This window comes from Paenibacillus sp. FSL H3-0457, from assembly GCF_037981725.1.
In the GTDB taxonomy this organism is placed as follows: domain Bacteria; phylum Bacillota; class Bacilli; order Paenibacillales; family Paenibacillaceae; genus Paenibacillus; species Paenibacillus amylolyticus.
Genome location: NZ_CP150283.1, coordinates 642,418 through 665,186, shown reverse-complemented (window position 1 = coordinate 665,186; position 22,769 = coordinate 642,418). Strand labels below are relative to the sequence as shown.

The 22,769-nt window shown below is 49.9% G+C and carries 17 protein-coding genes; 4 read left to right on the top strand and 13 right to left on the bottom strand.

Translation table 11 applies throughout. The annotated features are described in order from the left end of the window. Positions 1–31 precede the first annotated feature (31 nt). A complete protein-coding gene (locus tag MHH25_RS03065) occupies positions 32–727 on the top strand; it encodes an NUDIX domain-containing protein (RefSeq protein ID WP_340019126.1) in 696 nt (231 codons plus the stop codon). A gap of 269 nt (positions 728–996) precedes the next feature. Here MHH25_RS03065 and MHH25_RS03060 read toward each other — a convergent pair whose 3' ends face one another. Next, positions 997–1,803, bottom strand: a complete 807-nt coding sequence (locus MHH25_RS03060) for a TrmB family transcriptional regulator (RefSeq protein WP_253505446.1) — start codon at positions 1,801–1,803, stop codon at positions 997–999. 73 nt (positions 1,804–1,876) lie between these two features. Further along, positions 1,877–2,689: a zinc ribbon domain-containing protein gene (locus tag MHH25_RS03055; protein WP_340019125.1), complete on the bottom strand. Its 813-nt coding sequence runs from the start codon at positions 2,687–2,689 to the stop codon at positions 1,877–1,879. 345 nt (positions 2,690–3,034) lie between these two features. On the opposite strand from MHH25_RS03055, the gene MHH25_RS03050 reads away from it, so the two are divergent. Both MHH25_RS03050 and MHH25_RS03045 read left to right on the top strand, forming a co-directional pair. Continuing rightward, on the top strand, positions 3,035–5,620 hold the full coding sequence (locus MHH25_RS03050) for a UvrD-helicase domain-containing protein (RefSeq protein WP_340019124.1): 2,586 nt from the start codon (positions 3,035–3,037) through the stop codon (positions 5,618–5,620). Positions 5,621–5,717: 97 nt separating this feature from the next. Next, the gene (locus MHH25_RS03045; RefSeq protein WP_036668594.1) at positions 5,718–6,086 is read left to right on the top strand and encodes a hypothetical protein; all 369 of its coding nucleotides are present in this window, start codon (positions 5,718–5,720) and stop codon (positions 6,084–6,086) included. A gap of 90 nt (positions 6,087–6,176) precedes the next feature. Here MHH25_RS03045 and MHH25_RS03040 read toward each other — a convergent pair whose 3' ends face one another. Then, positions 6,177–7,247, bottom strand: coding sequence for a Gfo/Idh/MocA family oxidoreductase (locus tag MHH25_RS03040; RefSeq protein WP_047840275.1), 1,071 nt, complete (start codon positions 7,245–7,247; stop codon positions 6,177–6,179). A gap of 46 nt (positions 7,248–7,293) precedes the next feature. Then, positions 7,294–7,770 (bottom strand): GNAT family N-acetyltransferase, encoded by a 477-nt coding sequence (locus MHH25_RS03035; protein WP_017690853.1) that lies wholly within the window; start codon positions 7,768–7,770, stop codon positions 7,294–7,296. Between the two features lie 249 nt (positions 7,771–8,019). On the opposite strand from MHH25_RS03035, the gene MHH25_RS03030 reads away from it, so the two are divergent. Then, complete coding sequence (locus MHH25_RS03030; protein WP_340019122.1) at positions 8,020–9,084, top strand: copper amine oxidase N-terminal domain-containing protein; 1,065 nt, start codon at positions 8,020–8,022, stop codon at positions 9,082–9,084. 600 nt (positions 9,085–9,684) lie between these two features. Here MHH25_RS03030 and MHH25_RS03025 read toward each other — a convergent pair. The 9 genes from MHH25_RS03025 to MHH25_RS02985 all read right to left on the bottom strand — a co-directional run bounded on the left by MHH25_RS03025 (position 9,685) and on the right by MHH25_RS02985 (position 22,484). Continuing rightward, on the bottom strand, positions 9,685–10,086 hold the full coding sequence (locus tag MHH25_RS03025; protein ID WP_340019120.1) for a RidA family protein: 402 nt from the start codon (positions 10,084–10,086) through the stop codon (positions 9,685–9,687). Between the two features lie 234 nt (positions 10,087–10,320). Further along, entirely contained in the window at positions 10,321–11,295 is a 975-nt protein-coding gene (locus tag MHH25_RS03020; RefSeq protein WP_340019118.1) for a M15 family metallopeptidase, read from the bottom strand. Between the two features lie 523 nt (positions 11,296–11,818). Further along, positions 11,819–12,514, bottom strand: coding sequence for a hypothetical protein (locus tag MHH25_RS03015; RefSeq protein ID WP_340019117.1), 696 nt, complete (start codon positions 12,512–12,514; stop codon positions 11,819–11,821). Between the two features lie 46 nt (positions 12,515–12,560). Next, positions 12,561–15,764, bottom strand: a complete 3,204-nt coding sequence (locus tag MHH25_RS03010) for a DEAD/DEAH box helicase (protein ID WP_340019115.1) — start codon at positions 15,762–15,764, stop codon at positions 12,561–12,563. Between the two features lie 227 nt (positions 15,765–15,991). Continuing rightward, positions 15,992–16,423 carry a chemotaxis protein CheW gene (locus MHH25_RS03005; RefSeq protein ID WP_062837311.1) on the bottom strand — a complete coding sequence of 144 codons (432 nt, stop codon included), beginning with the start codon at positions 16,421–16,423 and terminating at the stop codon, positions 15,992–15,994. Between the two features lie 613 nt (positions 16,424–17,036). Next, positions 17,037–17,984, bottom strand: coding sequence for an aminopeptidase (locus MHH25_RS03000; RefSeq protein WP_340019113.1), 948 nt, complete (start codon positions 17,982–17,984; stop codon positions 17,037–17,039). Positions 17,985–18,077: 93 nt separating this feature from the next. Then, on the bottom strand, positions 18,078–20,069 hold the full coding sequence (locus MHH25_RS02995) for an alpha/beta fold hydrolase (protein ID WP_340019111.1): 1,992 nt from the start codon (positions 20,067–20,069) through the stop codon (positions 18,078–18,080). A gap of 60 nt (positions 20,070–20,129) precedes the next feature. Next, on the bottom strand, positions 20,130–20,696 hold the full coding sequence (locus tag MHH25_RS02990; RefSeq protein WP_036607516.1) for a TetR/AcrR family transcriptional regulator: 567 nt from the start codon (positions 20,694–20,696) through the stop codon (positions 20,130–20,132). Positions 20,697–21,185: 489 nt separating this feature from the next. Next, positions 21,186–22,484 (bottom strand): ABC transporter substrate-binding protein, encoded by a 1,299-nt coding sequence (locus MHH25_RS02985; protein WP_036607334.1) that lies wholly within the window; start codon positions 22,482–22,484, stop codon positions 21,186–21,188. Between the last annotated feature and the right edge of the window lie 285 nt (positions 22,485–22,769).

The window sequence follows — 22,769 nt, the reverse complement described above, 5'->3', positions numbered from 1 at the left end:
TTAAAATCTGCTATATAAGGAGATACGTTTCATGACCCCAGAACGTTTCGACATTTATGACGATCAGCAAAATTGGATCGGCACTTCACTACGCAGCGAGGTCCATGCCAAGGGATATTGGCACCGTTCATTCCACTGCTGGATTGTGCGTGACGAAGGCGAGCAGCGACAGGTTCTTTTTCAGCGGCGGCGTGATATTAAGGATACCTTTCCCGGATGTTACGACATTACAGCAGCAGGCCATCTTACCGCAGGTGAACAACTGCAAGACGCCAGTCGTGAACTGGAGGAAGAACTGGGTGTTTATACTCCATTCGAGGCACTAACCTATCTACTCACGGCCACACAGCAGCTCCAAGGAGAGGTGCGTGGCGTCCCATTCATAGATCGGGAATTCAGCGCCGTCTATGGCTTATGTCTGAACCAGCCGCTCGAAGCCTACGTTCTGCAGCCTAGCGAGGTGGATAGCCTTTATGAAGTGCCGCTGGATGATCTACTCGCTTTGTTTCGTAATGAGATCGACGTCATTCAAGCTACCGGAGTTCAGACTCAGCCATTGATATCACCGCCACATTCCATCGGTCATAAGGACCCGTCAAGCAGCGATCATGCAGCTGATGAGCCGGAACGTATCGTTCGCGAGATTCGGGCAACGGAATTTGTACCCCATGGTACAGCTTATTATACGGATGTGCTCGAAGCTCTATATCACGTGCCAAAAGAGTGATCATGTGCGATCCTGTTCAACCCGATCCAGTTCAATCGAATGTTCATAGCTTCATTTTCTCAAAAATAGCATAACTTCATACCTTTACTATCGACTTGACTGGAAACAGATGCTGTGACGAACATCACTGTCATCTCTCAAACCAGCACAAACAGGCGTCTGCCTTCGGGCAGCGCCTGCTTTATGTACACACGTATTCGTTTCGTCAAGATAGGTACCTATGTGCTGGCATGTTCACTCCATCAGAGGTGAATTAGTCGCCGATCTGTCTAGCTCTGGTCACCCTCTCCTGAAGGAGAAGACCAATAACGCGCAGAGAGTTCTTCGTACCGGTGCCCATAGCGGGACTCCAGTTCCTCCCCCATATCCTGTTCCAATTCGTACAACACCAGCTCTTGAGCAAAATGATTCAGCAGCAGCCCGGTCATTACCGGATGCTCCGTCACTACTGCCTGTGTGGCGCATGATTCACCGCGCATGCCCAGCATGCACCAGCGGCGATCCACCACCAAGGAAAATTTCCGACCATTACCTGTACCATACATAGGCAAACCCGGCCAAGGGACAGGCTGATCGATCATGCCTTCGCCACCATCACACGACCATAACAACCGCACACCCCGAGCTTCAGCCTGCTGTAAGTCATTACGCAGCAACTCTGCCTCTTCACGCCAAACGTCTACGACAATCTCATGCTGAGCCTCAGCCAATTCACGGCTCAGATTCTCAAACACATTTTTGTCCCCTTCGACGTTATAGAAGACAGGCTTCTCCGGTTCACTCTTGGGCATGCTGCTCTGAACATAATCCAGAGAGGTACGCATTTGATCGGAGATCATACGTGTCATCTCCTCCGGCTTCAGCACACTATACTTCGCCGGTTCCCCAGGACTACACCGCAAGAATCCACGCTGTTCCAGCCGTTGCAGGGTCGCATATACATTGGAACGGGACACGCCCAGCCGCTTCGCAACCTCATATCCTGAGGCTGATCCCTGACGGGCGAGTTCCACCATAATTTTAGATTCCATCTCGGTAAACCCGAGATGACGCAAATGATGCAGCAGTTGGTCCATATTCCCGTCCCCCCATGCTGTCAGCAACCCGCACTGCCTCACACTGATGCGGCAGTGCTTCTACTGCATCAGATCAGATCTGTTCGGCACCACAGCGCGGGCACCACTTCGACCCTTTGGGCAGCTCGGCTGCACAAATCTGACAATTCACCATTTCGCGTGATACTTCGGTCTGTACGTCCACCGTGTTCACGATCGGGTTGTTTTCTTTCCAGTAGCGGATGCGTTCGTCCAGTTCCTGCTGACGCTCACGTTCCCGTTGCATCTCTTCATCTCTGCGACGTTCCCACTCCGCATCAAACGCTTCCTTTTCTTCCTGGGTAAATTCCGTACTGTTATATTCCGATTCCGTTTCCAGATCTGCTATGGACGGAATGACCGTATGGTATGGCTCGTCTTCCTCCAGTTCCAACTCAGGTGGTGCATCGTAGAAGTCCGGCTCCGGAGTTGGGGTCTGAGTTACAGCTGCTTCCTGTCTTGCGGCTGTGGTGGCTCCTGCAACTCCTGCTGCTACTTTAGGCGCTGCTGTCTTGAGTTCACCCAACTTGCGTCCGCATTTAGGGCAGAAGTTGGCATCCAGGGAAGCGACGTGTCCACACTCGCACAACCGTTCGTTCTTAAGTTGTGCAATCTTGTTGCGCAGACCATCAATCTCGTCCTGCAATTCGTCGCAGAGCTGCGACAGATCCACCATCTCTTTTTCTGCACGCGTCATATCCTGTGCCCGATAACCCTCATAGAAGATGCGACCCATATCTGTAAAATGGACTTCCTGTTCCTGTTGCAAGCCCACAATCTGGTTGTTCAGTTTCCCAATCTCAACGGCGTGTTGGGCACGCTCTGTTGCTTTGTTCGCTCCGTCTTTGATGCGCTGAAGCAGTTTCATGACCATTCCTCCTCTGTCCCGTCAAAACCAATATTATCATTTCTATTTAGTAGTAAATTAGCATATTACATCTTTCATGCAAAATGCTCAGGCATATAACTTATACGATATCATGCCAAAAAGTTGCGTAATCTCGTGCAGGTGCCCGTTACCGATACTGGATGAAATCGGGGGCTTTCGTCAAGACCATATGTTCGGGTATAATGAAGCTTTGACCATACTTAACCGCCTGATTAGGCGACTAACTCTATCATACCAATTTACAATGCGATTGTGAAAAGGGCAAATGGTTTACTTTTAGCCGGGATAGTCCTATCCCTGAATGCATACAGAGGTGGATGAAACATGTTAAGTCCGAACTCAACGTTCTACCCCCGTCCGCTCGGGGTTACCCCGGCGGCGTCCCTGCCCCAGTCCCCGTCTGCTCCGCTGGAGACCAGTCGGCAACTCGTGGGCAATGATCAACAGGATGCCTTTTATTTTCGCTCGCTGGAAGAGGCAGGCATCAAGTTAAACGCACCACAAATCTCGGCAGTCCGTCACGGCAGAGGACCTATTCTGACGCTCGCCGGAGCCGGTTGTGGCAAAACAACTGTACTGGCTGCAAGAGCCGGCTACCTCATAGAGGTCAGCGGCGTACATGCAGGCAGTATCCTGCTGGTGACGTTCACGAACAAAGCCGCCACCGAGATGAAAGACCGGATCGCCGCATTGCCAGGCATACGCCCGGCAGCCGCGAGAGCCGTACAGGCTCGCACCTTCCACTCTTTTGCGCTGACATTATTGCGTCATTACGGTGTGCAGGAAGAGATCTTTGGCGAGTCGCGAGCCCAGCATACGGTGCTGAAGATGCTTCTTCGCCAAAATGGCATGAGTGAAGCCTTCCAGCCTGAAAGTCTGCTGGCTATGCTGTCCGCATGGAAGATGCAAGGATCGGAAACAACCGATCTGCCTGAAAAATCACAGGAAGAACGCGATGCCAAGCGTGTTCTGCTTGGTTACGAAGCCTGGAAGCAGGATCGCGGCAAAATGGATTTTGATGATATTTTACTGCGGGCAGCCGCGCTACTTCGTGATCCTGCTGTTCTGGGGCCGCTTCAGAAACGTTTCCAGTACATTATGGTGGATGAGTTCCAGGATACCAACCATCTGCAGTATGAAATTGTGCAAAAACTGGCTTCCGCTCACCGCAATCTGATGGTTGTGGGAGACGATGACCAGACGATCTATACCTTTAATGGCGCACGCCAGGAATCAATTTTGGAATTCGATAAAGTATACCCCGGCGCACGCATTGTGACGCTGGATATCAATTATCGTAGTGATGCACGCATTCTGGGACTCGGAAGTGAACTGGTCGCCCGCAATAAACGCAGACGTGACAAACGGCTACGTGCCGCTGGAAACCGCGGCGATGCGCCTCGCTTCGCTACACCCTCCAATGCGGAGGAAGAAGCAGCGTGGGTCGTAAACCAGCTGTGCCAGCAGGTTGAAGAAGGACAACACACCTATCGCGATATTGCGATTCTTCACCGGACAGCCAGCAGCAGCCGGGCTGTATTTGAGCAGCTTGTGTTGAAAGATGTGCCTTTTGTACAGCATGGTGCTTCCCCGGTGTTCTATGACCAGTCTCTCATCAGACCCCTGATGGATCATTTGCGTCTGTCTCTTGATCCACGTGCCATGGATGCTCTCCCAAGTGCGCTGGGACCGCTCTATGTATCACGGGATGCAGGGCTGGAGTGGATTCAGCGCTGTGAACAACAACAGGCGAAGAAATACCCGCTCATCCATCTGGTGAAATGGGACAAGCTGAAACCATTCCAGCAGGAACAGGTCAAGGAACGCATCAAGCTGATCAAATCACTGCACAAACTAAAGCCCATCATCGCCATTCAGGAAATGCGCAGGCAGTTCTACGACAAGTATATGGAAAGTGGTGATCCCAGCATCTTCACCCACTATAAGGAAACGATGCTGGAAACTCTGGATGAATTCGAAGCTGCTGTCAAAAAATTCGAAACGGTAGAAGAGTTCATCCAATTCGCGGATGAGCTGTCCCGCAGACACCGTGAGATGGAATCTTTGCGTCGTGCGCAGGATAGTGACGCGGTACAGCTGATGACGATCCACCGGGCCAAAGGATTGGAGTTCCCTTGTGTGTACTGGATTGGAGCCAGTGAAGGCATTGTGCCTCACAGTACAGCACTTCGCCAGGGTATTCCCGAGGATCAGAAAGCTGCGCTTGCTATGCAGCAGACAGATGCCGAACTGGACATGGCGCTGGAGGAAGAACGCAGGCTCGCCTACGTTGCCATCACACGGGCCAAGCAGTACTTGTATGTCACCTCACCGGCGAGCCATCACGGAAAACCAGCGGATGTGTCCCGTTTCCTGCTTGAAGCCTTCGGCATGGAAGTACCGGACAAACGCAAACCTCGTGAGGAGAGCCGGACGAGCAGTCAGACTTCATATGTTAAAGGCAACGGGCAGTATGCCCGCTCGTCCGGCTCAGGTGCCCGTTCTGAAGGTCGGGATGTGGCACAACGTCGTGCCATCAGCCACAATGACCGTCGTGACTACGAGGTCCACAACGAACGTGACGAGGATCGCCTTGGTGAACGGCGTGGTAGTGGGGAGATTCGCAACCATAAGGCATTCAGCACTCCGGGTGTGAGTCAGACAGCTGCGAGTTCCTCCAGTTCGCAGTCGCACACTTCAGGTTCAGGTAATGCTGAGCGTACGGAGACCGTTGCGGTCTGGAAGTGCAGTTCATCCACCTGTAAAGCGTGGCTAAGACAGAAGCCAGCTGTACCTTCTTCAAAAACAAACAAGAAGGCATCCTCAGGCCCTCCCGCCTGTCCCCTGTGTTCAGGATTGATGGAGGCCGGCACCCGCCAGGTGCCCGTAACGGGGAGATTTGGGAAATAAACGAAACAGGATACCGTTATAGCTCGTTTCAGGGCGCTTTTTGCTGTTTATTAACAGTAGAAGCGTCTTTTTTCCATTTCAGAATGGGGGTTGGAATATGCAGGACGGCAAACAACATCTGTATGTATCGGTAACACATAATCTTATTGAGCAAACCAAGAACGAATCTACACCCTTTGAGGTGTTGGTGGATGACGAACAGTTAGGCCGATTGAAAGATCTGATGAAGGTGCTGGAGGATGACGATGCCTATACATTGCAACGGGCGCCAGTACCCTACAAATCGGCAGACCATGATGAGGCAACGGAGCAGTTTTCGGATGGCATGACCTTGCTGTACACCTTTCTGTATGACCACGGCACGCCGGATACCCGGCAGGCAATTGAAACCATGAACGTGCTTCCAAGGCTGCAGGATACGGATTATGATGACCCTGGATACGAGAATTCACCACTGAATAAATGACCTGATGCGAAAAAGCATGCGTAACCGCAGATCACGCGGAAGACGCATGCTTTTTAATATGCCGAAGGACAACTGCCATGTAAAATGAACTCAATCCAGACGAATCTCCTGCCCTTTCTCAGCGGATTCGTAGATTCCGCACAACATGCGCGTGGAAGCCACACCATCCGCAATTGGGCTGATCGGCTCTGTACCGTTCAGGCAGCAATCCACAAAGTGGTCAATCTGGTTCTGGAATGCACTATGAATATGGAGACCCGTATTGTCCGTCTGGGGTTCAATATTCAGGATGGTATTATTTTTCTCCGTGACGATCAGTGTCTCCGGCTCCAGTTCGAACCCACCACGCTCGCCGTATAATTTCACCGAAGATTCATCTCCGCGTGCATGCAGGGTAAAGCTCACATCCACCGCCAGCGAAGCCCCGTTTTCAAATCGAATAAGTGCATTCGCCATATCTTCTACGTCATTCACAGCTGCGCTGTAGTCGGCTGCTTTGTAAAAAGAAAGATGTTCGATATGGGCACGATTGCCCAACTTCCGATACGTATTACCACTGACCGAAACAGGTTTCGGCCTGCCCATGAGGTACCAACATTGGTCGATAATATGTACGCCGAGATCAATCAGGGGGCCACCGCCGGAACGGCTTTTATCAGCAAACCAACCGCCTGGATTGCCGTGACGCCGCAGAATGGAGGCTTTGGCATAATACAGTTCACCAAACTCCCCGGCATCAATGAATCTGCGCATCATCTGCATATTGTTATCATAACGCCGCACAAATCCAACGATAAACGTACGTCCACTCTTCTTCACCGCTTCTTCAATCCGGAGCGCATCTTCCACATTGGTTGCGACCGGTTTCTCCAGCAACACATGCTTGCCTGCCTCCAGTGCAGCAATGGCAAATTCGGCGTGTGTATTATTCCAGGTACAGATACTGACGGCATCCACATGCGGGTCCTCCAGCATCTCCCGATAATCGGTATACACGGATTGGGCATCATACTTCTGCGCAGCAGCCTTAGCCCGTTCTTCGTTCAGATCGCAGATGGCATAGATGACGGCATCCTCGTTTTTGGCATAACACCTCATATGAAGATCCGAGATTGATCCTGTACCGATCATTCCGATGTGCAACATTTGTTTTGTGCTCATCATCGTCCTCCCTTCCTTTTCCACAGCTTCCACAACATCATTATCGTTAGTCTGCCCGCAGCATGCCTTCGTAAATACCCGGCGTTGAATTTTCAATCTTCACGGCACCCAGCGTCCGGGCATAGAAATCTACAGGTCCCGCTGATCCGATAATCGCATACCCGTAACCGTCCGCCTTCATCGCATGCATACAGGCCAGTAACAAGGCCGTACCTACACCTTTGCCCCGTGCATCCTGGCTAACACCTGTCGGTCCAAAGAAGTTGCGACATGTCGCTTCGTAACAGGCAAATCCAATCATTTTCCCATGCTCAACCGCAATATAACAGGACACCGGCTGACGCGCAAAAGCGACCTCACATTCATCCACCCAAGCCTGACTAAAATGTGACCTCACCCAATCCAGTACAAGCTGTTTTTCTGGGGCAATGGCTCTTCGAATCACAATGGAGGATTCCTCCAGTGCTCTCAGTCCACTCTCTTGCTCCGGCAAACGATAGAGCGCTACCAACATATCACTCATCTAATCCGTTCCTCCTCGTACTTGAATGTGAAATAGGACAAAGGTTTGGCCACTTACCTGAAATTAACCTGATCCTGCTGCGGATAACCTGCAATACAAGCGATATTTCTAATTTAAACTAACCTACCGCTTACATTCATTGCATTTCAACTGCAACACTTAGACGATTTGTCCCGTCTATTAACTTGAAGCGCGGCCCTAAGGAAGATTTTACCGCGTCAGTACACAGATTAGAAGGGATGAATATTGATGAACAACAACATGAAAAAAGTAAGTGCACTGATGGCCCTATCCATGGCATTGGGTGGTGGAGCCGCTTATGCAGCAACACTGGACAACACAAAACCAGTCCATCAAACATCCGTTTCAGCAGATAGTAACGCAGCGAGTGTAGTAAACGTATCCGTGAATGGTGCAGCCATCTCTGATGGTTATTGGAACAAAGATGGCAAAGTAGCCATGATCCCGCTGCGTGATCTTACCGACGCACTGGGTATTGAACTGGAATGGAATAAAGAAACTAAAACTGCAGAGCTGACTCGTGGTGCTCTCTGGACACAGGTAATTACAGGCAAGGACCAATATTCTGTGAATAAAATGTCACTCACGCTGGGTACAGCGCCCGAAATCACAGGCGGCAAATTGTATGTACCGGTTTCTTTTGCTGAGAAAGCACTGCATGGACAAGTGAACACAACGGGGAATCAAGTGACTATCTCCAGTGAAGAGGACGTGAAGACGGTTACTGAACGTGGTGTAATTACCAGAATCTCGAACCAAGATAAATATAAGTCCATCCAGATTGGCGGTGCAGGTACGGATGGTATTGTGCTCAATCTGAGCGATGAGACAAAATTCATCTCAGTTGAGGGGAAAGAGATTGCACTGACTGATCTGGCCATTGGCATGAACGTGGAAGCTGAGCATTCCCTGATCACCACCCGCAGCCTGCCACCACAAACGCCGACCTATACAGTCACTGTGCTGGATGACGCTGCGGAATCACAATTGAAAGACGTTCTGGGGACAGCTGGTACGATTGAAAATGTAACAACAGCTGAAGGCAGCATCTCACAGATTGAGATTACAGGTACACGGTTAACAGAAACAGCTCCTGACCATGTCGTGCTGAACATTGCTAAAGACACGCTGATCGTGAACCACGAAGGTGAAACGGTGAAAGCTGAAGAACTCACCAAAGGCGCTAAAGTCATTGGGTTCTACAGCCCTATGTTGACGCGTAGCCTGCCTCCAATCGGAACAGCTTGGAAAGTGGTTGTTGAAACACCTGCAGCAGAACTGGAAGCGAAATAATACGGTTAGTGAAAAGCGCGGGCTAAGCTTATGCTTACGCCGAATAATGCAAACCGCATGTATCTTCTGGCATGTGTTGTGATGCGTGTAACGCATCATGATGACCAGTCAGCAGCTATACGGCTAGCCTAATCAAAATAACCTTATCCGCCTGTCTTCTGACAGGCAGATAAGGTTATTTTTTGGTTTTGGTTTTGGTTTTGGTTTTGGTTTTGGTTCTGGTTTTGGTTTTGGTTTTTTTAGAGTGTGTCTACAAACTGCTTCAAACTGAAGGGTATCTGAAACTTGTCCCGAGCAGACCCGTGCGATGTGCGCTGCATACGAAATACGTTGCATAGGAAATACGTTGCATACTGAATGTAAGAGCAAGCGGCGTTAACGCTAAAGAATCTGAGGCGTCTTATTCAAGGATTTGAAGCACCCGCCGAAATCTAAGGAATCTCAGGCACGCTATGTTTGAATAAATAGCTGTTTATAGCATTTTTATCAGAGAAATTTGGGAAATAACGTGTCTGAAGTTCTTTACATTTTAGCAAGAGGACCTGATGGCCAAATAAGACGTCCTGTGTTCCTTAGATATCTTCTGGATAACGTTCAGAATCAATCGACTTGGGTTTCATCTTCAACGATCGCTTCCACTTCAATCTCAACCATCAACAAGGGATCAATGAGTGCGCTAACTTCAACCATGGTGGCTACAGGCTGGATCTGTCCAAAAAATTCACCGTGTGCCTTGCCAACTTCCTCCCATCTGGAGATATCGGTCACAAACATCCGGGTTCTCACCACATGCGACATGTCAGCCCCCAGTTCTTTCAGTGCATTCTCGATCGTCTGCAAAACGAACCTTGTCTGTGCATACGGATCACCTGCCCCAACAACTACACCATCTTGCATCGCGGTTGTACCCGCCACTTCAATTCGGTTCCCTACACGGATGGCACGGCAATATCCCACCAACGGTTCCCATGGGGAGCCGGTAAAAACCTGCTGTCTGCTCATTCTCTCGTCCCTCGCTTTGGTTGTATTTGTCTCTTCAGATTAAACATGAATTATATCAGTCCCCCATCATCTCAGACAATGGAATCAAGTTTAATTCTATCTTAACTCCATTAACATTTTTGCACAGAAAAAAATCCCCTGAATGACTGCCCATTGGTTAGATCAAGGACGCTTCATTCGGAGATTTATGAGAATTAGTATCTTGTCTTTTTCTTTAAGGATGAAACATCCAAATTACAACTTGATATTAGCCTCATCGAAGTATTCTTCCAGAGTTAACCCACTCTTCGCCACATCCGGTGCCAAATCTGTACCGATGTACCGGATATGCCAAGGCTCATAGACGTAACCTGTGGTATCTTCTTCACCTTGCAGATAACGGATGACAAATCCGTATTCTGCAGCATGTTCAGCCAACCACTGGCCTTCCTTCGATGTGCCAAATACCTCTTCCAGCACATTGCCCACACTCGGACTCGATACATCGATGGCAAGACCCGTCTGATGTTCGCTTCGGCCTGGCACAGAACTCACACGATCTGTGTATTCTTGACCTTTGGTTTTGACATTATTGTTATAGATGGATACCTGACGCTGATATGAACGATAACCGGACACCGCACGAAGCTCAATGCCATCCGCTTTTGCACCTGCAAACAACTTCTCCAGAGCCTCCGCAGCTTCCTTGCGCATATGCCGCTTCTCGTGTGGTTCGTCGAAGGAGAAAGGTACATTCGGCTCTACCAGATCGTCCGGCTCGTACCCGTCGGGCAGACTCCGTTGCTTGTTGACAATGACGGTCATAGACTCGGCATTGGTCACCACGGATTGTGCATCAATCGTCGTTTGCAGTGCGCTGATACTGCGTTTCTCCAGCAATGGGTCTTCCGCTGTCGCCCCGTTACCATTGTCCGAAGAGCCCTGCTCTCCGCCCGCTGAAGCATTCCCAGACTCGCTATCCGTGCCTTCACCGCTGTTGCCAGAAGATGATGTGTCATCCCCGCCAGCATTGTCGCCATCCGTTCCTTTATCCTCCGTAAAATGAACCGTTGTGCCGTCCGTCTCCTGTTGTGTGTTACCTGTTCCATTCGGATTCTGGCTTTCCTCTGTGCCTGAACCGTTCTGGCACGCGGCAAGCAATGCTCCGCATATCATCAATGAGGACAGCATAACCACCATGCGGCGCTGTCTTCCTGTAGTTGATTTCATGTAAAAACTCCTATCGCAATAATATAAATGTTATATAGTTCTCAGCGTGCAATGTTCCCTGCGACAGTATACCTTAATTGGGAGCGAAGCTCCACCGGTAAAGACCTCCTTTAGAAGAGATCCGAATGAACATATACGGGCTGTACAGCCTGTATGATCGTTTTTTGGACTTTTAGAGCAACATCCCCGTGCTGTACACAATAGAATTGAAATGGGAATATACCTTCATATATCCAATATGCAAAAAAGTGATTATACCGAGATGCACTTTATTAATGAGCATTAGCATTGTTGGATAAAGACAAAATTCATCTTGTACCGGGAAATGAATTAAATCAAATAATGCAACATGCTGCAATAAAAACAAGCAGGGGTGATCTGAGATCTCCCCCGCTCTGATGGGTGCATCATTTGGTTGCCGGGCTGTCCGTCTTCTTCTGGACAGCCTGCCACATCCGCGCGGCTACACGCTCGCGGATCAAATCCAGCCCTGCGGTGGCCGGCACGCCCGGCATCAGCGCCGTCAGCTCCGGCAAGGCCGGCGGCTTGCCCGGCTGCGCGAGGCGCACCTCAACGGCGCCAAAGCCCGGCCCCGGCTGGTGCATGGCGCCGTCCGCGGCGGCCTCGGCGATCCACTCGCCGACGGCAGCGCCGCCTTCGCCGCCCCGCACTTGCGGGCGGCCAGCCGTTCCGCTGCGCGGCCGGGGCCGCTGGGATCATGGGCGAGTTCCTCCGCCCATGCCCCCAGCACGCCGGCGAGCAGCGCTTCGCGCGGCAGGCCGGCGTACGCCAGCTGCATCAGCGGCTCGGCCGCGAGGCGCGCAGCTACGGCGCGCTCAGCGGCCGCGGCATGCGCGCAGCCCGGGCGGCCGCAGGTGCATGCCACGGCCGCGCTGGCCGTTGCTGCGCCTGGCGAGCCATCGGGCGCTTGCGTAGCCGGCAGCAGCCCGGCGAGCTCCTCGGACGCCGGGCCGCCGCGCAGCAGGGCGTACAGCGTCAGCGGGCGCTTGCGCAACTGAGCCAGTACAGCCTCGCGCTGGGCTTCGCTCAGACGCGCGGGCGTTCCCGTGACCGTGAACATGCCTGCGGCCGATCCGGTCTTGCCCTCAGCAGCGGAAGCGGAAACGGAAACTTCCTGGTCCGCATCCGCTGCTGTATTTACTTCTGCTGTCCATCCACCGGGGGACATATGCAGCTCGATCTTCCATTTTTCGCTCACAATAATCCCCCTTTCTCCACATCTATATTCCCCTGAATGTTCAAGGTCACAGCCACGTCTCACCCTGAAGAGAAATCAGGCCACGCAGCTCATCATCCGACATCTCGGTCAGCCAATTCTCACCCGAACCAACGACCTGCTCGGAGAGTGCCTTCTTGCTTTCGATCAGCTCATCAATCCGTTCCTCCAGTGTTCCCTGACAGATCAACTTGTGAACCTGCACATTGCGATTCTGCCCGATTCGGAATACACGGTCCGTCGCCTGGTTCTCAACCGCGGGATTCCACCACCGATCATAGTGAACAACATGACTCGCCCGTGTCAGATTCAGACCCACACCTCCGGCACGAAGAGATAGAACAAACATGGATGGCCCCTCTCCTTTTTGGAAAGTCTCCACCATATCATCTCTTTGCGCCTTCGATACACCACCATGCAGGAAATAAGGTTCTTCCTCATATCGCTGTTTCAACCTCGATACCAGCAGATCTCCCATAGCAACATACTGCGTGAAAATCAAGGCAGATTCCCCGTTATCACGGATGGCGTCCAGCAGTTCAAGCAAACGTTCCATCTTACCGGATGCCTCAGCCTTGCCGTGGTCTTTCCGATTGCTGTCCGCCAGCACCGGATGATCGCAGATCTGCTTGAGCTTGGTCAGAGAGGACAGAACAATTCCCTTGCGGGCAATGCCATTTCTGCCGTCCAGACCACCCATCAGATCATCCACCACACGCTGGTACAACACCGTCTGCTCCGGCGTCAGGGAACAATAGGATTTCAGTTCAAGCTTCTCTGGCAGATCCTTTCGAATATCCGGATCGCTTTTCAGCCTGCGCAGCATGAATGGAGATACCAGTCGATGAAGCTCACGCAAGGATGCTGCATTTTCCTCGGATGGCCCCAGTCCTGTATACCGCTGGCGGAACGATGAAGCTGTGCCCAGATACCCCGGATTGAGAAACTGGAAAATCGACCAAAGTTCGCTGAGCCGGTTCTCTACAGGCGTTCCCGTCATCGCAATACGATGAAGTGTAGACAGGCGCATTACGCTTTGCGCTTGTTTGGTACGGTAGTTCTTAATATATTGTGCCTCATCCAGCACAATGGTGGACCAGTGCAACGAAGCCAGATCCGGGCCATCTCTGCCTGCCAGATGATAGGTCGTCAGTACAATGTCATGCGTCTGCGCTTCTGCCTGGAATTCGTTCCCGTGCAGCCGTTGTCCGCCATGATGAATATATAGCGACAGATCCGGGGCAAACCGCTTCAGCTCACGCTGCCAGTTTCCAAGCAGCGAGGTAGGACACACAATAAGTGCAGGCAGATGAACAGGCCGCTCATTCGTGTGCTGATCCGCCGGGAAAGAATCATCTGATCCATTCAGCAGCTCATTCTCACGAGCTTCCTCTTCAGCCGCCTGGCGTTCCTCGTGTTTGTGGTCCAGCAGACAGGTAATTACCTGAATCGTCTTCCCAAGTCCCATATCGTCCGCGAGACATACGCCAAAGCCCAACTCACGCATCGCGGATAACCATTGGTAACCTCGTTCCTGATAAGGTCTGAGTTCACCATGCAATTCTGCCGGAACCTGACGAGGCTCAATGCTGCGAAGCACCTGTCCATCGAGCAGGAAAGCAAGCATCCCATCAGATTCGGCACCAAAGACGGAAAGGCCCTTCCATGCGGAATCCTCCCCTTCATCCGCTGCCAGATGCAGCCATTCGGAGAGAGGCATATATTGTTCTTCTTCTTTTTTCATATAACGCAGGACTTGGCGAATCTCTTTTGTATCCACTTCAATCCATTCACCACGGAACATGACATACGGAACTGTGGATTCAGCCAATGCTGCCAGTTCCTCCGCCGTGACCGGTTTACCATCTAGCATAGGCTCCGCTTTGAAAGCAACCAATTGTTCCATGCCCAATGCCGATGTGGCTCCAGGCAACCGCTCTGTTCCCCGATTCAACATCTGCAGACGCAGTCCCGCACGACGTTTCCCGGCTCGACTCCACCTTGAAGGCATGAGAACGGTTATCCCGGCCTTCTGCAAACGTGGAACCGCATGCGTGAGAAACTCAAAGAAACCCTGCTGCTCCAGCTTAATTTCCTCCGGACGAGCGGTAAGCAGCGCCGTCTCCAGTTCAGGTGCCATTTCTGCTGCTTGCCCGAGTGCCATCAATAATTGCTCTGCCGCCGAGGTATACAACACCTTCCCTCGGTCCAGATCTCGCTCTGGATGTGCCCAGATCGTCCGTGCAGGCAACCTCAAGCTTGGTTCCTGCTCACTGTCCGCCCAAAAGCTGATCCCCCAGATCGTTTCATGTTCGCCCAGCGGCGGCTCCAAGCGGAGCACCAGCTTCAATTGGCCTTCAGCAGGTGCCATCTCTTCTGCTCCCACGATTGGCATTGACGTTCCACCAACTTCTTGCAACGTATGAATAAACGCTGTCATATCGTCCGTCGGCCCTTGCACCGTCACAGGACGGAACATCGAGATCAGACTGTTCCACCAGAGTTCGGCTACTGGCGAAGATCCGCGTCGATATGGGGTGCGGTAACGGGACAGTTCACTGTCCATGCCCTCCAGTTCACTTGTCACCACAGCATGAATCATGCCACTCATGAATGAAAATAATACCGCAGCCCCTGCTTCTTCACGCGTTTCCGGTTCCAATGAAGCATAAGCTCCAGGAGCAGCCAATCCAATCGGAGGCATCGCTTCAGCAAGATCGCGGAAGCGTTCGATGTCCTCCTCCTGCTGCAAGCGTGGCCGCCATACACCTGTTAATGTCTCTTGTCCGGTCCGTCGCCGTGCTCCGGTCTTTGCTGCGAATTCAGCCGATGGAGCAATTGCTCCCCGCAACAGCAGCTCCTGTGTGAACTGCGCCGCCTTGATCCAGTAACGCATCTCTTCTCCAACCTGAATTCCGGCTGCATTTAACAAACGGTCATCCCATTGCAGCAGCAGCCTGAAGGCATCCTTAGGCGAGACTGCCAATCCTTCCAATGTGCGTCCCAGCAGTTGACGCCGCTTCGTGTTCTTCGCTTCAGCCGTGTTCCTTAGCGGATTCGGCCAGCGCAGCTCCGCAAGACGCAGAGCGGCAGGCTGAAACAGACGACCCCCGTCGCCAAAATTCAACCTTCTTACCACGTGGCTCCATGCATCCACACGTGGTTCCGATGTTTCACCGGAAAAACAAAAAAATACGTCACCAAGCCATACTCCATACAGCGATTGCATCATTAAAGTCTCCCGTCATCCCTTCGCATTGTTACTCTCCATCATATACGAAAATGACCGGATTTAAAAACCTTTGCCCATAAAAAGTGGTTATTTCGATGGTTAAGGGGTGTCTCAAAACGCCCTAGCGGCACAAAAAAATGTCCCTTCACCCTAAAAGCGGATGAGGAACATTTGGGTAAACCGAAGGATAATACTGAATATTGAAAGAATTACGGATTGTTATACTCCTATGATCTGATCAAGCTGCCCAGCAATACATCCAGGTTCAAAATACCTGCACGATGATCTTCACAGAACCCGATCTTGTCAAAAACGCCAAGCATGAAACGGCGGTGTTCCTCAGCTGGTTCCTCGAAACGATCATAACTTACGACAGAATCGACCATATCTACGATCAGCGGTACAAATCCACCTTTGTAAGGCACCACAATAATACGTGTAGAAGTGGTATCCTCCTGGTCTGGCATGCCTAACAATACACGAAGACTCACCACCGAAACGACCTTACCGTACAGCGAAGCAAAACCTCGGATCTCCGGGCTTCCAAATGGAACTGTTGTTACCTGTACCATTCTGATGATCTCATGAACTTCATCAATTCGTAGTGCAAAGATCTGGTCTCCTACCGAAAAATTAATATATTGCATTCCCTCGTCCATAGTTATCCCCATATCCTCTCATTCCGTATAATCAGACTACTTTCGTCCCATTAGATGTTACTTTGGTGTATCGGTTATTTTTGACCAAATGTTTAGGCTTCAGATCAATTTTGCTAACTTCAACAGACGTTGCATTACGGTTGCTGTCTCCGCTCTGTTCATTTGCCCTGCTGTGGAGGGTGGTGGAAGTTAGTCGTTTTAATATTGAGCGTAAGTAACCTGACATCGGATTGAAAAATTATATTCAAAAAAAAGACCAAAGATCCGCTTTATGCCGATTTTTGGTCTTTTTTATCCCCATATATTATGGATCTGTTTCTATGTTTTCAAATACTTGGAACAAAAAAGCGTTATTCCTGTGGATAACTTGTTTCATTACTCCAAAACGACTGTTTTATCGGATGAAAACACGAGTTATACCTGATTTGTGGATAAGTTGTGCACATATTGCACACATGCTGTGGATATCTTTGGCATTTCATGTGGATATTCATTAATTTAATGTGGACATGTTGTGTATTTGTTTGTAAATCTGACGTAAAATCCGAATTTCCGCTTCAGTTATCCATTACTGTGGACACGTTGTGGACATGCCCAATTTCCTTCGCTGTAGTTATTCGACCAATTCACCCTGACGCATGATCAGCTTGTCATCGATGTACACGTCCGGCTTTTGTACAACTGCATCAATATGAACACCTGCGGCAATCGTTCCACCAAATGTGTTATTGCTGCCAAAGGCCACATGAATTGTGCCGTACACCTTCTCATCTTCCAGCACCACACCCGTGATTCGTGCCTTGTTATTGGTACCGATCCCGAATTCGCCGAGAAAACGACCATCCCCCTCACCCAGCGTTTCCAGTAATTGAGCCCCATCAGGTCCTTCAGCTGACACCAACCGTCCTTCACTAACGGTCAATAGCATCGGTTCACGGAGTGCCCCAATTCCAGCAACGGAACCATCTACAACAATACTGCCCTCGCCCTTGCCCTCAACGGGAGCAATATAAGCTTCTCCTGACGGCAAGTTGCCCGATTCACCAGGGTTCAAATACATACCTGTGCTTGGTACACCGTTACGATCTTCAATGGAAAAGGAAAGACTATGGCCCTGCTTCTCTATTCGCACATGGCGACCTGCGGTTAATAGAGCCGTTACCTTCTCGGTCAACGCCTTTACTTGCGAATATTCAGCTGTAATGGCTCCGTTCATAAACATATCCTCTGTCATGCCAGGCATGGTTGCCACTCGGGTCCCTGAAGCAGCGGCTTTTTTGCGTGCTTGGGTATGTGTTACTGAATATTTTGTTACACACACGGCTACATCTGCTCGAATCATGGCCTCTGCAATTGGCGCAGGTGGCTCTTCGCCGGATCTGCTGCGTTCCTCCATGATTAACAGGACTGATTCTGCACCAAGTGCTTTGCCTGCCTCATAGATGGATTCAGCCAGATCCCGTTTCATATCGTCTGCGACAACTACCAGATTCTCTCCGCTGCGCAGTCCGAGACATTCCGTTAGCACATTTTTACTGATTTCCACACGTTGCTTGCTCATACATTCATCTCTCCTGTCTTTGGTTCAGCTCTCAAGAGTCGACTTGACCCTTTCGACAATTGGCACGGGATTCCTGCATGTCCAAACCTGAACTCACCTCAAGGTATCGGCCCATTCGGCGAGGATTGCAGCTGTTTCCTTATACTGAGTCGTCGGAAAGTAATGTCCATAGGGTACATCTATTCGTTTGACCTGTGAGTTCATATCCTGGGGATAGTGATATTCCCGATCTTGATTGGCCCATACAACTAATGAATTCTTGGCATAATGCTGACTTTCCATTTTCGCCCACAACGTTGATCTGGCGCCTTTCCTCTGACCCGAGTGGATCCACCGCAACAATTCCGCATTCGCTCCCGCAATTCGAGGGGATTGGAGACTGGAACGTATTCTCTTGCCCATGGTATGGGCCATAACACTGCTGTCGCCTACGCCGCTATGTGAACTGAACATTTGATTCCAACTTTTCTCCGATCTGCCACGCAGCAGGGAGCGCATCACCCCTCTTGGCAAACGGGAGACCCATCTTAGCACATTCGGATTCGAATTGTTGGCAACTGGCTGAAGCAAACCTAACCGAATGTTTGTCCGCCCGCTACGCATCTGTGCCTCAGCTGCAATAGCAGCCCCTATCGAATGCCCCACCAGCTTCACCGGACCTTCAAACTCACCAAGAGCCGTAAGCAGTGCATCCACCTGACCTTCAAACGCTTCATCCCCCTGATGCACCGGGGACCGTCCGAATCCAGCGAGATCGATTAACCATACCGGGTTCCCCGTCCGGTCCCTAAGCTGTTTTCCTAACGGTAACATCTCATCCGCAGATTGAAGCAAACCATGTACAATAATCCAAGGCTCTCCCTCACCCTCCCAACCAAGCATAGCCATATTTCCACTTCGAGACCGAATATAATCTGTCGGAAAATCCTCAGGTAACGGCGTATACCGAAAACGATAGTCTAGATCGGCTGTAACCAGCGGAAGCTGTTCCCGGATGTCCGGCCAGGATTGCCCCATACGTGTGAACAGAGCCTCCGTCTCTTCAACCGGGAATGACCTGTTGGTAATAAAAGCAACCGACTCCGCTGGAACACCACTGATGCGTGAACCACCTAACTTCATGATCCATTGAATCCATGGTAGTGGCACAGCCCCTTTGGGCTTGGGTACGTCCAATTGCTGCGCCAAGAGTTGCAGCAGTTCCTTCATATTGGGACTGTCTTCCTTCCGCGCCAACAGTGGATAAGTTCCTCCGACTGGAGCAGCTTCCCTGGATAGAAAAACAAGCGTCTGTGCAACAATGTCATTCTCCACAAGCGGTAACCAATAGGATGAACCTCCCGGCACTACCGGCATAAGTCCTTTCTGAATCGCCTGAATGAGCAGCCCAATCCCACCCGTTTGCTCGGTTTCACCGGTGGGACGTGGTCCAACCACTGTGCTCGGATTTACAACGGATAAGGGATAGTGATGCTGTTCTGCATGCTCGCGAATAAGCAGATCGGCATGAAACTTCATCTCTTCATATGCACTTTCATTGTTATCCACATGCTCAACCTGTAGATAATTCCCCTGTTCATTTCGCTCTCCATAAGGACTCATATAACCAACAACGTGGATAAAGTGTCTCAATCCATGAGTACGGTGGATTTCCTGTGCAAGCTGCGCCACTTCTCTGGCCCCGTTCATAAATATCTGCTCGGCTACTGTTCGTCCCAAAGTGACGTCCATCGTTCCTCCCGCATGCATGATCACATTCGCTTCAAGAGCACGCTCCCGATCTGGTGCAGTAAGGCCAAGACCCGAAATGGACAAATCACCTTTAATAAAGGTAATCCGGTCGAAATCCTTCACTCCATAAGCCTTCAGCACAGTTCTGGCTCGCTGTTCCGAACGAACCAGCAAGAGCAATTGTGCGTCTCCCTGCGTGAGTTGTTTGACCGTTTCTTTGCCGATAAAACCTGTGCTTCCTGTCATAAAAATGGTGTTACTTTCCATATCAGACTTACTCATTAGCTGATTCATGTTTGTTGAATGTGCTGCTGTGTTTTCTTCATTGGATACACGGTTAGTATGTACAATCATTGTGTTACGGCTCCTTTTAGTACTATATAGTACTAGTTACATTCAAAAAAAGAGCTTCGATTAACGAAGCATCTGACAAAACGTACGTGCCGATTGTTCTATAATCCCAACATCACGGGCAGTTCCTGCTAGGATTAGTGAACCCTCCAGTGCGGCAATAAACAACAACGCAGCCGGTCCCGGTTCGATCTCTTTGCGAAATTCACCGCGATCCAAACCTTGCTGAAACAACTTCTCCACCATAGGTCTAAGCTCACGAAAGAATCTGGATATGCTTTCCTTCACTTGGGGTGCACTGTCCGGTGTCTGCATATATAACGTAACAAAAGGACAGCTCCCTTCGTAATTTCGACCCTCAATACCTGCCGACAGTAATGCCATAAACGAGTAGATACGCTCCTCCACTCCTCGCTCACGCTGACTGAGCAGCAGATACAGCTCCGACTCATACTGGGCAATCCAGTATTGAACCACGGCCTGGAGCAGTTCCTCCTTGTTTTTAAAATGATAATAAATATTTGACTTGGATACCCCACTCACTCGCACGACTTCATCCATGCTAACGTAGCTGTACCCCTGACGCAGAAATAATTGTGCCGCCACTTCAACTGCCTTGGTCCGGTTCACCGGATTGGTACTCTTGGATTTGGCGGGTCCCGTGTTCATTTTTTGATTTGTCATATTTAGAACTATACAGTACTAGTAAGATGAAAACAAGTATTTCTGTTAACAAAAGAGGATCTCCCACTCCAACTACTCCATACTTGTCCACATTTAGAGTGTTATACACACAGGATATCCACATATAGTATTAACTCTGTGTTAAATATGTCATTAGATCGTTAAACTGCTTTTGGGTTATCCACATTTCAGGAATATAGCTGACTTTGAACTTTTCAGAGAGCGCTATTGGCTCCTCGGAAAACAAAAACAGGTTTGCCAGAATAAGATTTCTGGCAAACCTGTTTCCAATTGACTTATATATTCGATAGACTAACTTTTTCTTTGGTAACCTGTGGATACTAGTTAATGTGGAGAACCACCCTAAATTGAAGCTTCGGTCGGATCATCCTTTTTAATCAATATGACCAGATAGTATACCGTCCATGATCTGGATTATTTTTTCAGACTATCCCAGTTCTGTTGCAATGCGTCGAGCAATCCGGCTTTATCCGATTTGCCTGCAACGTAAGCCTGAATTGTGCTGCCATACTCTTGTGGAACCCCTTCAGGGAAACGGTTGAAGTTCCAGCTGAGTGTTTTATTTTCCTGGCTATACTTCATGATCTCTGTGGCGAGGTCACCCAGATCCTCTTCGGATGCCGTGATGGAACTGAACGCCGGAATGAATTTGAATTCTTTCGTCATGTATTGTTTCCCGATATCCGAAGTTACGAGCCACTCCAAAAACTCTTTTGCTTCCGGTTTCACTTGAGAGTTCTTGTTCACAACCCAATAGTTCGGTACACCGACAAATAATTTGTCATTAGGTTCATTGTTAATTGGCATTGGCAGGATACCCAGATTCAGATCCGGATCGATTCCATCGATCTGTACTTGAGTCCAGTTCCCTTGTTGCATCATCGCCGCTTCTCCACTCGCAAACAACGTAACTTGCGTATTGTAGTCGGTTGTCAGCGGGTTTTTGTTGCTGTATTTCAGCGTTAAGTCGAGCAAGTTGATCCAGTCGGCGAACACTTGGTTGCCAGGAATTTTCTCCGTACTTTCGTTGAGTCCCTGGATGAATTTCACCGGATCTGCCTGATTTGCAAATGCGACGTTTACGTTATGATTGCCCAGCACCCACCACTCCTGATATCCGTTCGAGAAAGGCGTAATGCCCGCGGCTTGAAGTTTCTGTGCAGCTTGATCCAATTGTTCCAGTGTCGTTGGAATTTCAGTAATACCTGCTTTTTGGAAGAGGTCTTTGTTATAAATGAAACCATAACCCTCCAGCGCGAGCGGCTGTCCGTAGAGCTTACCGTCTTTGGTCATTGGCTCTTTGGCTACTTCGAGTGCATCCTTGGCCCATGATTCTCCAGACAGATCTTCCAGATATTCAAGCCATGTATCCAGCTCACGATAACCACCTACGTTGAAAATGTCCGGTTGTTCGCCAGCGGCAAACTTGGCTTTTAATGCAGCACCGTAGTCACTGCCGCCACCTACAGTCTGAATGTCCAGTTTGACGCCTGGATGGGAGGATTCATATTCCGCTTTGAGACGATTGAGCGCTTCTGCAATTTCGACTTTGAATTGGAAGATTTTAATGGTTTTATCTCCAGCAGCAGCCTCGCCACCACCTTGAGCATCCGTGTTGACCGGACTGCCACTCTTGTCTCCATTGCCACAACCCGCGAGCATTACCGAAAAAGCAATCAGCATAAGCAACGTCAACTTGGTCATTCTTTTCATACATACACTCTCCCTATAGTAGTTTCAGTATAACAGTTCCACTAATGAATATTTACACTGGCACTCCGATGACAGAATAACCTTCCCTTGAAGCGTGTTTTCATTCTAACGAACCGAGCGCACGTTATTCGCACCTATTTGCACAGGTTCCCATTATAACGAATCACAGCGACGTTATTTCGTCGATTTGGTCGAATTTTAAGCCTCTGACGCTGTTTTGTAACCGAATAACGTTTCAGAGATTCGTTACAATTTGTATTCCTTGATTATCCACCTATTAAGATG

Bases quoted from the DNA above. Each gene is read 5' to 3' on its own strand.
- MHH25_RS03065 (WP_340019126.1), top strand. From the start codon at position 32: ATGACCCCAGAACGTTTCGACATTTATGACGATCAGCAAAATTGGATC.
- MHH25_RS03060 (WP_253505446.1), bottom strand. From the start codon at position 1,803: ATGGACCAACTGCTGCATCATTTGCGTCATCTCGGGTTTACCGAGATG.
- MHH25_RS03055 (WP_340019125.1), bottom strand. From the start codon at position 2,689: ATGAAACTGCTTCAGCGCATCAAAGACGGAGCGAACAAAGCAACAGAG.
- MHH25_RS03050 (WP_340019124.1), top strand. From the start codon at position 3,035: ATGTTAAGTCCGAACTCAACGTTCTACCCCCGTCCGCTCGGGGTTACC.
- MHH25_RS03045 (WP_036668594.1), top strand. From the start codon at position 5,718: ATGCAGGACGGCAAACAACATCTGTATGTATCGGTAACACATAATCTT.
- MHH25_RS03040 (WP_047840275.1), bottom strand. From the start codon at position 7,247: ATGAGCACAAAACAAATGTTGCACATCGGAATGATCGGTACAGGATCA.
- MHH25_RS03035 (WP_017690853.1), bottom strand. From the start codon at position 7,770: ATGAGTGATATGTTGGTAGCGCTCTATCGTTTGCCGGAGCAAGAGAGT.
- MHH25_RS03030 (WP_340019122.1), top strand. From the start codon at position 8,020: ATGAACAACAACATGAAAAAAGTAAGTGCACTGATGGCCCTATCCATG.
- MHH25_RS03025 (WP_340019120.1), bottom strand. From the start codon at position 10,086: ATGAGCAGACAGCAGGTTTTTACCGGCTCCCCATGGGAACCGTTGGTG.
- MHH25_RS03020 (WP_340019118.1), bottom strand. From the start codon at position 11,295: ATGAAATCAACTACAGGAAGACAGCGCCGCATGGTGGTTATGCTGTCC.
- MHH25_RS03010 (WP_340019115.1), bottom strand. From the start codon at position 15,764: ATGATGCAATCGCTGTATGGAGTATGGCTTGGTGACGTATTTTTTTGT.
- MHH25_RS03005 (WP_062837311.1), bottom strand. From the start codon at position 16,423: ATGGACGAGGGAATGCAATATATTAATTTTTCGGTAGGAGACCAGATC.
- MHH25_RS03000 (WP_340019113.1), bottom strand. From the start codon at position 17,984: ATGAGCAAGCAACGTGTGGAAATCAGTAAAAATGTGCTAACGGAATGT.
- MHH25_RS02995 (WP_340019111.1), bottom strand. From the start codon at position 20,069: ATGATTGTACATACTAACCGTGTATCCAATGAAGAAAACACAGCAGCA.
- MHH25_RS02985 (WP_036607334.1), bottom strand. From the start codon at position 22,484: ATGAAAAGAATGACCAAGTTGACGTTGCTTATGCTGATTGCTTTTTCG.